This window comes from Aquimarina latercula DSM 2041 (assembly GCF_000430645.1).
GTDB classification, from domain to species: Bacteria; Bacteroidota; Bacteroidia; order Flavobacteriales; family Flavobacteriaceae; genus Aquimarina; species Aquimarina latercula.
On record NZ_AUMK01000018.1, the window covers coordinates 85,178 to 97,584 of the forward strand.

Here is a 12,407-nt window from a genome sequence, read left to right on the forward strand (position 1 = left end):
AAAAAAAATTAGTTTCCTTTTTTGTAGTCTGCTAAAAACTTAGCTAAACCGATATCTGTTAAAGGATGTTTTAGTAAACCTTCTATTGAAGAAAGAGGTCCTGTCATAACATCTGCTCCAATTTTTGCACAATCGATTACATGCATCGTATGTCTTACTGAAGCTGCTAGGATTTGTGTATCGAAACCATAGTTATCGTATACCATTCTTATTTCTGCTATTAAATTAAGACCATCTGTAGAAATATCATCCAATCTTCCTATAAACGGAGAAACATAAGTTGCTCCTGCTTTTGCAGCTAATAAAGCTTGTCCTACTGAAAAAACTAATGTGCAATTAGTTTTAATTCCTTTATCACTAAAATATTTTATTGCTTTTATACCTTCTTTAATCATAGGTACTTTTACAATAATCTGATCATGAAGTTTAGCAAGTTCTTCACCTTCTTTAACGATTCCTTCAAAATCTGTAGAAATCACTTCAGCACTTACATCTCCAGTAACTATATCACATATTTTTTTATAATGCTCTATAATATTATCCTTCCCTGTGATACCTTCTTTAGCCATCAATGATGGATTTGTAGTTACTCCATCAAGTACACCTAGATCTTGTGCTTCTTTGATTTGATCAAGGTTAGCAGTATCAATAAAAAACTTCATATTGTTGTGTTTAAATTTATGATTTATTTATTATGATTATTAACTATAATATGTTTTTAAAATATGCGGTCAAAATTACAACTTATAATGATTCATTAGTAATTTCTCATATACTTTATCTGGTAAAATTCGCTTTAAAACCACAGAGAATTTCTGCATAAACGCACCAACCTTATAATGTACCTTAGGACTAGAAGTACAAATAACCCTAAACACTGCTTTAGCCATCTCATCCGGGTCACTACCCTCATCTACATGTTCATCCATTAACTGTAAAGAATCACCATATGATTTTTCGTAAGGAGAACCACTGATAACTGGAGCATGATACCTTCCTGCTGCAATATTAGTAGCAAAATCACCAGGGGCAATATTGGTCATATGAATATTAAATGCTTTTAACTCCATTCTCCAAGCTTCTGTGGTTATCTCTAAGGCAGATTTAGAAGCACTATAAATTCCACGATATGGCAATCCCATATATCCTGCAATAGAAGTTATATTAATAATTAAACCACTATGCTGTTTCCTCATTAAAGGCAACACTGCTTTAGTGACATTGATAGGGCCAAAATAATTGGTCGTAAAATTCCTTATAATCTCTTCTTCTGGTATTTCTTCTAACGGTCCTGTAATTCCTGCTCCCGCATTATTAATCAAAACATCCAATCGTCCGTGTTTCTGCTCAATTATACTAACAGCATTAGAAATACTTTTTTTATCCGCTACATCAAGTTGCAACAAAGTAAAAGCATTAAAATCTGAAAAACGCGAAGGGTTTCTACTAGTACCGTATACGATATATCCTTTATTGGTAAGAAATGTACCGATAGATTTTCCAATACCTGAAGAACCACCGGTTATTAAAACAACTTTAGAGTTTTGATTTGCGTTCATGTTCGCAAATATACATTCGGAATTTAGAATTATGAATTTAGATTTACGAAATAAACTTAAAAATACTTAAAAGACGAAACTAAAAGGCATAAAAAAAGGCAAGCTACCTACATCACACTGCTACAACCGTTTACCTTTGCTGCGTTCCCGCCCTGGAGGATTCAACAGGAGCTAGTTGTGTAGGACTTGCCGCTGCAAAGATACAATCTTTACTATATAAAACAATGATTTTTTAAACCCAATTAAAATAAATATCTTGCTCTAAATATTACCAAATATCATGAACAAACGTAACCTCTTCGTCATCATTACATTATGCGCTATTATTTTTTCTTGTGGTAGTAATATTGAGACGAAAAAAAAACATTTTTCGATTAAAACCGATAATAACCAGACCAAATATAAGCTTGGAGAAACCATAAAAGCTAGTATAGTTAATGACCAAAAAATCAAAATTGATTCTGTCGTTTACTTTTTAGAAGATATTAGGTTAACAACTAATAATGAGAATCAATTAGAAGAAAAAATCGATAACGAGAGATTGGGAAAGCACCTTCTAAAAGCTATTGTTCATTATGAAGGAAAAGAGGAAGATATCTATCAAAAACTTTCTTTTTTTAACAACGTCCCTCCTAAATTATATAAGTATAAAGTTATAGCAGAATATCCCCACGATCAAAATGCTTTTACTCAAGGATTAGAATTTATTGGTGACACACTTTATGAAAGTACTGGTAAAAATGGATTGTCCTCATTACGTAAGGTAGATTACAAAACTGGAAAAGTGATTATCAAAAAAGATATCGATAAGAAATATTTTGCAGAAGGTATTACTATTATTAATGATAAAGTGTTTCAACTTACATGGCAATCTAAAGAAGGTTTTATCTACGATTTAAACACTCTAGAAAAAACAGGAAGCTTTGCTTATAATAAGAGTAAAGAAGGATGGGGATTATGTAATGATGGTAATCAAATATATAAAAGTGATGGTACTGAAAAAATCTGGATATTAGACGCAGAAAGCTTGGCTGAAAAAACATTCATTGAAGTTGCAACTCACAACAAGGTAAAGTCAAAATTTAATGAATTAGAATGGATAGAAGGAAAAATTTATGCTAACACTTGGCAAAAAGACGGAATTGCTGTAATTAATCCAGCAAATGGAGCTGTAGAAGCAGTTATTAATTTATCTGGTCTAAGAGAAAAGGTGAGTCAACATTCTGATCTAGATGTGCTAAATGGTATCGCTTACAAAAAGGACACGAAACAATTATTTGTTACCGGCAAGAATTGGGACAAACTTTTTGAAATTGAGATAATTAAGTAATCAAACACCTAATCTAATTTTACATTTAAAACAATTCTTTTGTAACATCAGAATAAGTACTTCGTTATTATTATAGACAGATAATAAACCGTACCTTTGCGGCTTATTTTTATTTATATGAACAAATTTGAAGCATTAGGCCTCGGTGAAGCCATTATTAAGGCGGTGAATGAAATGGGGTTTGAGACCCCAAGTGAAGTACAGGAAAAGGCTATCCCTATTTTGCTTAATGAAGAAACGGATATTGTTGCTCTTGCACAAACCGGAACAGGAAAAACCGCTGCATTTGGTTTTCCTTTAATAGAAAAAGTAGACATTGATAGTAGAATCACGCAAGGGTTAATACTATCTCCTACCCGTGAACTTTGTTTACAGATTACCAATGAATTAAAAAACTATTCTAAGTTTAGTAAAGGATTGCGTACTGTAGCCATTTATGGTGGTGCAAGTATCCATGACCAAGCTAAAGAAATCAAACGTGGAGCTCAAATTATTGTAGCAACTCCAGGACGTATGCAGGATATGATCAATAGAAAGATGGTTGACATATCTAATATCGGTTATTGTGTTCTTGATGAAGCAGATGAAATGCTTAACATGGGATTCTATGAAGATATAACTTCTATACTTTCTCACACACCAGAAGATAAAAGTACTTGGTTATTTTCTGCTACAATGCCAAAAGAAGTTTCTACAATTGCAAAACGTTTTATGCACAATCCTATAGAAATTACTGTAGGACACAAAAACACAGGATCTAAGAATGTTTCTCACGAATATTATGTAGTGAGTTCTAGAGATCGTTATGCTGCTTTAAAACGTCTAGCAGATGCAAACCCAGACATTTTTTCTGTAATATTTTGTCGTACCAAACGAGACACGCAAAAAGTTGCAGAAAAACTTATCGAGGATGGATATAATGCAGCTGCCTTGCACGGAGATCTAAGTCAGAACCAACGAGATTTGGTGATGAAGAGTTTTAGAAATCGACAAATACAGATGTTAGTGGCCACCGATGTTGCTGCAAGAGGTATTGATGTAGATGATGTTACTCACGTGATTAATTATCAACTACCAGATGAGATAGAAACCTATACACATAGAAGCGGTAGAACAGGACGTGCAGGAAAAAGTGGTGTATCTATGGTTATTGTTTCTAAGAGTGAACTTAGAAAGATTAAGTCTGTAGAACGAATCATCAAAAAGAAATTTGAAGAAAAAGAAATACCAAGTGGCGAAGAAATATGTCAAGTACAATTATTTCATTTAGCAAATGATATTGCCAAATCGGAAATTAATGACGAAATTGAAAGCTACTTACCATCGATTAATGAGGTATTAGAAGATTTTACTAAAGAAGAACTTATTAAAAAATTCTTCTCTGTAGAATTCTCTCGTTTTCATAATTATTATAAAAACTCTAAAGATCTAAATGCATCCAGAGATAGCGGTGGAGATGGATCTAGAGGAAGAGACGGAAGCACGCGTTATTTTATTAACGTAGGTGAAAAAGATGGATTTGATTGGATGACCCTAAAAGATTTCTTAAAAGAAAACTTAGGATTAGGAAGAGATGGAGTTAGTCGTGTTGATGTTAAGGAAAGTTTTTCATTCTTTAATACAGACTCTGAACACCAAGATGCAATTCTTGCAGTTTTCGAAGATTTTAGAATAGAAGGTAGAAAAGTTAACGTTGAGATCTCTAAAGATTCTGGTCGAAGCCGAGGCGGTAGACGAAGAAGAGATAATAACGGCGGTGGCGGTTTTAAAGGAAAGAGAAGAAGTGATGGTTTTAAACCAAAAGGAAGAAACCGTCGTGATAATGATGGTGGTGACCGCGGAGGTAATGGAAGAAGAGACCGAAGAAAACGTAGTGATCGTAGATAATTTTTCTATGAATTAACTAAATTATATGATTTTTGGTCCGATTTTTATGTTATGTTCGTATAGATTGGTCGTCATATATAGTAGTTAACGATATAGAATAATTATAAAAATAAGCTTTTGAAAAGATTTTTAATATACATATTACTTATTGTAGGCATCAGTATTAATGCCCAAGAAACTGATTCACAAACAGTATCGGGAAAAGTACTGAATGCCTCTACTGATAGTAAATTACAGAGTGTTCACGTAGTAAACCTAAGTCAGGTTATAGGTACCATTACTAACAAAGAAGGTGATTTTGAGATTAAAGCTAAAGTTAATGACACCCTATATTTTACATACATTGGATATAAACCTCTTAGAGTTCGAGTTACTAATGACTGGAAAAAATTTGGTGATGTAAAAATCAAAATGACTGAACTTGGTATCGCTCTTGAAGAAGTTGTCGTTGCAGATGTACAACTTACTGGATACTTAGAAATTGATGCGAAAAAAATCCCTGTATATAATAATTACAGATATAGCATTTCTGGTTTAAACTCTGGATATGAGGGAGGTAGCAGACAACCTGGAGCTGTTAATAAAGTGTTAGGTGCTATTTTTAATCCCGCAGACTTTCTCTATAACATTTTTAGTAAACGGTCTAATGAACTGCGTAAGCTAAGAAAGATGAAGAAAGATGATGAAATAAGGAACCTACTGGAAACAAAATTCGATAGAGCTACACTTATGGCATTGCTCCAAGTAGAACGTATTGACATTGATGAAATATTACGTAATTGTAACTATTCTGCTGATTTCATAAAGTTTGCTAATGACTTACAAATTCTTGATGCAATCAGTGAATGCTATGAAGAGTATAAAGTTCTAGATAGAAAATAATAATACATTATCTTATCGAAGGGAATGTAATGATATTCGATTCCCTTCCGAATCTATAAAATAAGCCATGTACCCATGTTCTTCTGATATTTGTGTTTTCTTAGATAATACTTTTCCTCCAGCATCCTCTACTCTACTTATTTCATTAGCTACATCACTACAAGAAAAATAGATCATAACTCCGTCTTCACTAGGTTTATAATGATCTCCCGCAAGTATTAATGATCCTGTAACTTCACCCGTTACATTTTTATTAGGAAACCAACCCATTTGTAACCCTTCTACTTTGTGGATAGCTATTTCTATTTCAAAAACTTTTTCATAAAAGGATTTAGCACGATCCATATCTATAACCGGAATTTCAAACCATGTAACCATAATTATTGATCTAAAAATTAAGTCTTTAAATTACAAATTAGATTTAAAAACCAATAACTGTTTTATAAAAAAATAATTATCTGTTAACCTTTCTAATTTTTTAATACTAATGGATGTAACTTTTAAATAACATACATACCATGAAAAAATTGAAAATAGTTTGTCTATGCTTAACTTCTTTATTCTTATTTAGCTGTTCTAATGAAGACGATATAACATTTGTAGATGAAATATCTCTTTTAGAAAAAAGCAATACTATAAACTGGGTAGGAACCTGGAACTCCACTTATGGAGAATTAAGACTTGTAGAAAAAGGACAATTAATATATGGAGATTATACAGATATTGGCGTCATTTATGGATATAGACATTATATAAATGGTAAAGAATATTTTGAAGGAACTTTTGACAATTACAGGATGAATAGAAAAGGGATAATTCGTTTTGAAATGAATAACTCTAATTTTAATAATTCTTTCTCTGGTAAATGGACTTGGGGTAACACACCAAATTGGTATAATTGGAATGGCACTAAAACATCAAAAAAAGAACCTATTCTTCAAAGTTTTTACAATGTAAAGGGTCGTGTTTTTAATAATAGTACTTTTCAAACTATTCAAGAACCTATATCAATTGAAGTTTTTAAAAACGGAATTAGACACTTTACAACTACATCCGAGAACGGATCTTATTCTCTGCAATTACCAAGAGGTAACTGGGAATTAAAAGTATCAAATGTTGCATATCAGCATTTTTCAAGAAACATTGAAGTAAAAGAGAATTATGACTACAACAATTATTTTACACAAAACATATACTTAACCAAAAGGTAAATCTTATGATTTTAGAGGTATATCCAAGGCTTATTTAATCTCTTTGGATATACTTTTCTTCTATGTTTTAAATAGAATTAAGAAGTACTTGTTCTTTTTTGAAAAATATCGTGTACTACTTCGGATGTATAATTAATTGTAGTTTTATTAGGTTTAATTCCTGTTTTCACTTGTTTAAAAAGTGACTTAATCTTGTTGGTAGGCGACTGTTTTTTGCTCATGACAAACATGTTTTTAGGGAGTTAAAACGATTAGTCCTTATCAAATATAGCGAATTAATTAATAAAACCTCTGATTTAAGCACATTAACCTTTTACGTGTAAACCTTTATTTATAAGTTACTTACAAAAAATAAAAGCAGTATTTATCTAGAATTTGTAACTTATTAAAAATAATTCGTAATGAGTTATTTAGTATCTGTTAGGTATTCTCCTTTCTGTATCTAGCAATAATTTTCTCGTGGCTTTTGATTACTTTTTTAGCCCAATCCAATCTTTTTTCTAATTTTTCTTCTTCTGACAACTTCCAATCGATCTTAGAGTTCCTTAATAAAGATGTTACCTGCTGCAAAATAATAGCAGCTGAAACCGAAATATTAAGGCTTTCTGTAAAACCAACCATAGGTATGTGTAATTTCACATCGGCTTCATCTAAGATCATATCACTTAATCCCTCTTGTTCCTGCCCAAAGAAAAATGCAGAAGGCTTATTAATATCGAAATCTTTTAACTCTATCGAATTATCATGTGGTGTAGTAGCTACTATTTGATATCCCTTATTTTTTAACTCAGCAATACAAGCTTTAGAAGTAGTATATCTATTTATATCTACCCACTTTTGGGCTCCCATTGCAATCTCTCTATCAATACGTTTAGCATTTATTTCTTCTATCACGTGTACATTCTGAATTCCAAAAACATCACAACTCCTAATTACTGCACTCGTATTGTGTAATTGATATACATCTTCTACCGCAACCGTAAAATAATTAGTACGTTCCTCAATTACCTTTTTATAAAGGCCTTGTCGTCTGGGCGTAAGAAAAGATTCTAAATACGCTAATAGTTTATGATCTACCATAGACTGCTAAAATAGGAAACATTGATAATTTAGAGATAAAAAAATTGATCCTGCTTTATTCATTACAAAGATTATTCTGGAAATAAAAGCAAAGAGAAGGTAATAGAAAGACTATTAATAAGGGAGACCTCTCTAATGTCACCCAAACATAAGAGAGGCCATACCAAAATAATATCAAAAATTTTGTAAAATGTTGCTTAACGTTTTTATTCCCATCGTCATATAAAAATAAAAAACACAATATTTTGAAATTAAATTAGCTCCCATTAACAAATCACATTGTTCTTTCTCATATTTCTTTTTAAAATAAAACTTATCAAATCATTTCAATATTTATGCCTAACTATACTCTTAATGATTAAAAAGATCAAAAAATATCGTTTATCATTCTAATAGAATAAATTCACTTCTTCTATTTTCCTGATGTTGTTGTTCATTACAGTTAGTATTATTGTCACATTTATTTACTAATGAAGACTCTCCATATCCTCTACCAGTGAGTCTGGATCTATCTATCCCTCCTTTTTCTACTATATATTTAATTGTGCTTTTTGCTCTACGTTCACTCAAAGCCAAATTATAATTATCTGGGGCACGACTATCTGTATGAGAACGAACATCAATTTTTATAGTAGGATATTCTTTCATCGCAGCTATTATCTTTTGCAATTCTATTTCGGCGTCAGGCCTAATAAAAGATTTATCTAGATCAAAGTAAATAATTTGAAGATCTAATACTTTTGCCAAATCATCACCTGGTAGCACCTCTTTATTACTAAAACCTCCTTTTGATAATTGTAATGGTACCTGATGAGTATACTCTAAAGCTGTATTGGTCAATAGCATTTCTTCTGATGGATTATACCCATCTTTAAGCGCTCTAATGATGTAGGATTTCTCACATTCTACTTCAAAAGTATAAACTCCATTATTATCACTTGTTGTTTTATTGATTTCGTTACCATCACCATCCAATAAGATCACATCAGAATTGGTTAATATTTCACCAGTAGGATCCTCTGTTACTACTCCAGAAACATATTGTCTACAGGTAGTTATTAATTCATCTATTTGTTTAAAACTGTAAATATCATCATTTCCTTTACCTCCTTGTCTATTACTAGAAAAATAACCTATTTTAGTTTCTTCATTTAATACAAAACTAAAATCGTCTTCCGAACTATTTACAGGTCTTCCTATATTGTATGGTATAGAAAAAGTACCTTCTTCTGGAACTGTAACGAATATATCCAATCCACCTAACCCAACGTGTCCATCGCTCGCAAAATAAAGTCTTCCAGAATCACTTACATATGGAAAAGTTTCTCTTCCCTCTGTATTTATTTTATCTCCAAGATTGATAGGCTCACCAAACGTACCATCCTCAAATACTTCTACTTTATACAAATCCGACAACCCTCTAGTGCCAGGCATATCACTGGCAAAATATAGATATTTACCATCTGCGGTTAATGCTGGGTGAGCTACTGAATACTCTTCGCTATTAAATGGCAACTCTTCTATATCAACCCACTTACTACCTTCTAACTTTGCTCGATACAATTTTAAAAGAATAGTTCCACTCGCATCAGATTTAAGTTTCTTTTTTGTGAAATTATTTCGTGTAAAGTACACTGTTGTGCCATCTGAACTAAAAGAGGTAGAGGATTCATGAAACTTAGTATTTATCTTACCCTTCAACTTTTTAGCTGGTCCTAGCACATTTTTTTGTGTTCCAATATCAGATTTATAAAGATCTAAAAATGGCATTTCATTCCATTCGTGAATAACCTTTGACATAGAACTATAGTTTCCTCTTGAAGAGGCAAAAACAAGATTTCCAAGGTTATCGAAACTAGGCGCGTAGTCTGAAAAAGCGGAATTAATATTTATTCTTTTTAGCGTAAATTTTCCAGATTGCATTTCAATAAATCTAAGATAGTCACGAGTACTTACGAAATATACTGCTCGCTGATCCGTATTGGTTATGTTATAAAACATTTCCATGATCTTATCCGCTTCATCATACTTTTTTATACTTTTCAAACTTTGTGAATATCTAAATAGGTATTCTGTATCTATATCATCAGGATATTCATTCACCAATTTTTCATACCATATAACAGATTTTTCTAATTGTCCATTAAAGTAATAAGAGTCTCCTAGTTTTTTGAATAAATCAGCAGAAGAATATCCTTTCTCTGCAACATTCAAATAAATTTTACGAGCATCTACAAACGCGTATCTCTTAAAGTTTTCATCCGCCCTTAAGAGCTGCTTTTCTTGTGAAATCAAAGCACATGAAAACATAAAAATTAAAAATGTAGAAATTATATATTTCATAAAGTTCCTAATCATTTTTTCTAAAAGAATCTAGGAGTTAGCATTCTGTTATATTTTCTGAATAATTCAAAACGTAACATAACTTCATAACTTCCATCATTAAACTGTGTTCTACCCAATTCTGTAGACTCCTTATCATATGCAAATCCGATCATTAAAGAATCTGATACCTGGAACCCAGCCATCGCACTAAATGCTGCACTCCATCTATATCCTACCCCAAGAGTAAGTTTATCATACAACAAGAAATTAGCTGATAAATCTACTTGTAGCGGGGCTCCAAAAACCAACTTACTTAAAATTGCTGGTTTAAACTTTACAGTATCACTTAAATCAAAAACATGACCCGCTATTAAATAATAATTAATTCTTTCTTCTGCTATAAATGAGGAGTTTCCATTACTATCTATCTCGGCTTCTTCATCAAAATGATTTGTCTCTAATAAATTAGGGGCACTTAATCCTAAATAAAACTTATCAGTATGATAATAAACACCAACACCTACATTAGGACTAAACTTATTATCTATATTTCCATTATTAAAAAGAGGATCTCCAGTATCAAACTGTGACAATCGATCAAAATCCACATTTAATAAATGCCCCCCTGCCTTTATTCCAAAACTTAATTTTCCAGTATCTGAAGTAGGAATCGTATAAGAAAAATCAATATCAAAATATGTTTCATCAGTGGGTCCGATCTCGTCATTTACAATTGACAAGCCTAATCCAACTCTATTATTATCTCCTATGGGTGTATTTAGAGTTAATGTTTGAGTGCGTGGAGCTCCATCAAGTCCTACCCATTGACTACGATGTAAACCCATTATACTCATAACCCCTCGACTACCTGCATAAGCAGGATTTACACTAATTGTGTTATACATGTACTGAGTATACTGAGCATCTTGTTGGGCCCAATTATTTTGTTGGAAGACGAAGCCTAAAAGAACTGTTACAATTAGTATATATTTTTTTCTCATTAACTTTTATTTAAAAAATTCAAGTAAAACCCTTGCAGGTTTCCACTGTGAATATCTGTTATATTCACTTTACATATTAATATATAAATAACCAACCTTATTTATTGTTTGCCCCGTTTCTGTGACATATTCCAAAACATAATAATATGTTCCTACAGGTAATTTATTATTCTGTGAAATAGTAACTCTTCCATTACTTATTCCTGCAAACAATTCTACACCTGGTTGCTCATAACCATCCTCTTCAAACACCTGAACTCCCCATCTGTTATAAATTCTTAATGTATTATCTGGGAAGTTTCTTAACCCTACAATCCTGAAATCATCATTAATTCCATCTCCATTAGGGGTTATACCAGTATAGATTATTATTGGATCATCAGAAAGGATTTCGATCACTGTTTCATCTTCTGCATCTCCGTCATTATCAAGATCTACATCTGTTATATCTGTAGGATCATCAGAAAGATCAATAACATCATCTCCATTTGGATCCTGACCAGTCACTGTAGCTTGATTTATAACTTCTCCTAATAGAATATCCTCTGCCGTTAATACATAAGTAGCAGTGAATGTGGTCATATCTATCTCACCAACTGCTAGATCTATTGGACCTCCAGTAACAACAATACCTGGTAATGGATCTGTAAGAATAATATTAGTAACATCAACATTACCTGTGTTCTCTACCGTAAAGGTATACTGAATCTCATCGCCTACATTTGGCAAATCATCACCATTAACATCAACATAGAAACCTGTCTTAGTTAAAGCTAAATTAGGTAGCTGTTCAATATCCGTAATCGTCTCATCATTTGTAGGGTCATTATCTCCATTATCATCAACAGTCTCATCTCCATTATCAGATATATCGATAACATCATTATCATCAAGATCATCTCCAATTACAGTTGCACTATTGATCACTTCTCCATTGTTAATATCAGCTTGTGAAATTGCATAAGTAGCAGTTGCCGTTCCTGTTTCTCCTGGAGCTAAAATAGATGGTGTCACTGGTAGATTAATACTTCCTGTTAGCATATCATCTATGAAGATATTATCAATTGTTACATTTCCTGTATTAGTAACTGTAAAAGTGTATGTAATAACATCTCCTACATTAGAACCACTA

12 protein-coding genes and 1 other RNA gene are annotated in these 12,407 nt (G+C 32.1%); 4 read left to right on the forward strand and 9 right to left on the reverse strand.

Annotation, left to right across the window (positions count from 1 at the left end):
• Window positions 1-8 precede the first annotated feature (8 nt).
• From fsa to ffs, 3 genes are all read right to left on the reverse strand, one after another.
• Entirely contained in the window at window positions 9-662 is a 654-nt protein-coding gene (fsa, locus tag H526_RS0116510; RefSeq protein ID WP_027394036.1) for a fructose-6-phosphate aldolase, read from the reverse strand.
• Between the two features lie 75 nt (window positions 663-737).
• Window positions 738-1,559: an SDR family oxidoreductase gene (locus H526_RS0116515; RefSeq protein WP_027394037.1), complete on the reverse strand. Its 822-nt coding sequence runs from the start codon at window positions 1,557-1,559 to the stop codon at window positions 738-740.
• A gap of 93 nt (window positions 1,560-1,652) precedes the next feature.
• Window positions 1,653-1,751: signal recognition particle sRNA small type (ffs, locus tag H526_RS31505), an RNA gene on the reverse strand.
• Window positions 1,752-1,839: 88 nt separating this feature from the next.
• Here ffs and H526_RS0116520 point away from each other — a divergent pair.
• From H526_RS0116520 to H526_RS0116530, 3 genes are all read left to right on the forward strand, one after another.
• A complete protein-coding gene (locus H526_RS0116520) occupies window positions 1,840-2,889 on the forward strand; it encodes a glutaminyl-peptide cyclotransferase (protein ID WP_027394038.1) in 1,050 nt (349 codons plus the stop codon).
• Window positions 2,890-3,006: 117 nt separating this feature from the next.
• Complete coding sequence (locus tag H526_RS0116525) at window positions 3,007-4,776, forward strand: DEAD/DEAH box helicase (RefSeq protein ID WP_027394039.1); 1,770 nt, start codon at window positions 3,007-3,009, stop codon at window positions 4,774-4,776.
• A 117-nt stretch (window positions 4,777-4,893) separates the two neighbouring features.
• Complete coding sequence (locus H526_RS0116530) at window positions 4,894-5,658, forward strand: carboxypeptidase-like regulatory domain-containing protein (protein WP_027394040.1); 765 nt, start codon at window positions 4,894-4,896, stop codon at window positions 5,656-5,658.
• 12 nt (window positions 5,659-5,670) lie between these two features.
• Here H526_RS0116530 and H526_RS0116535 read toward each other — a convergent pair whose 3' ends face one another.
• Window positions 5,671-6,036: a VOC family protein gene (locus H526_RS0116535; protein WP_027394041.1), complete on the reverse strand. Its 366-nt coding sequence runs from the start codon at window positions 6,034-6,036 to the stop codon at window positions 5,671-5,673.
• 140 nt (window positions 6,037-6,176) lie between these two features.
• Here H526_RS0116535 and H526_RS0116540 point away from each other — a divergent pair, with 140 nt between their 5' ends.
• A complete protein-coding gene (locus tag H526_RS0116540; RefSeq protein WP_027394042.1) occupies window positions 6,177-6,869 on the forward strand; it encodes a peptidase associated/transthyretin-like domain-containing protein in 693 nt (230 codons plus the stop codon).
• Window positions 6,870-6,946: 77 nt separating this feature from the next.
• Here H526_RS0116540 and H526_RS31830 read toward each other — a convergent pair whose 3' ends face one another.
• The 5 genes from H526_RS31830 to H526_RS0116565 form a co-directional block, all read right to left on the reverse strand.
• The gene (locus H526_RS31830; protein WP_155839710.1) at window positions 6,947-7,090 is read right to left on the reverse strand and encodes a hypothetical protein; all 144 of its coding nucleotides are present in this window, start codon (window positions 7,088-7,090) and stop codon (window positions 6,947-6,949) included.
• A 199-nt stretch (window positions 7,091-7,289) separates the two neighbouring features.
• Window positions 7,290-7,949: a TrmH family RNA methyltransferase gene (locus H526_RS0116550; RefSeq protein ID WP_027394043.1), complete on the reverse strand. Its 660-nt coding sequence runs from the start codon at window positions 7,947-7,949 to the stop codon at window positions 7,290-7,292.
• A 384-nt stretch (window positions 7,950-8,333) separates the two neighbouring features.
• Window positions 8,334-10,292 carry an OmpA family protein gene (locus H526_RS0116555; protein WP_027394044.1) on the reverse strand — a complete coding sequence of 653 codons (1,959 nt, stop codon included), beginning with the start codon at window positions 10,290-10,292 and terminating at the stop codon, window positions 8,334-8,336.
• Between the two features lie 20 nt (window positions 10,293-10,312).
• Window positions 10,313-11,275, reverse strand: coding sequence for a PorP/SprF family type IX secretion system membrane protein (locus H526_RS0116560; protein WP_027394045.1), 963 nt, complete (start codon window positions 11,273-11,275; stop codon window positions 10,313-10,315).
• Window positions 11,276-11,344: 69 nt separating this feature from the next.
• The coding region (locus H526_RS0116565; RefSeq protein ID WP_027394046.1) for a DUF7507 domain-containing protein at window positions 11,345-12,407 on the reverse strand (1,063 nt) is incomplete at its 5' end.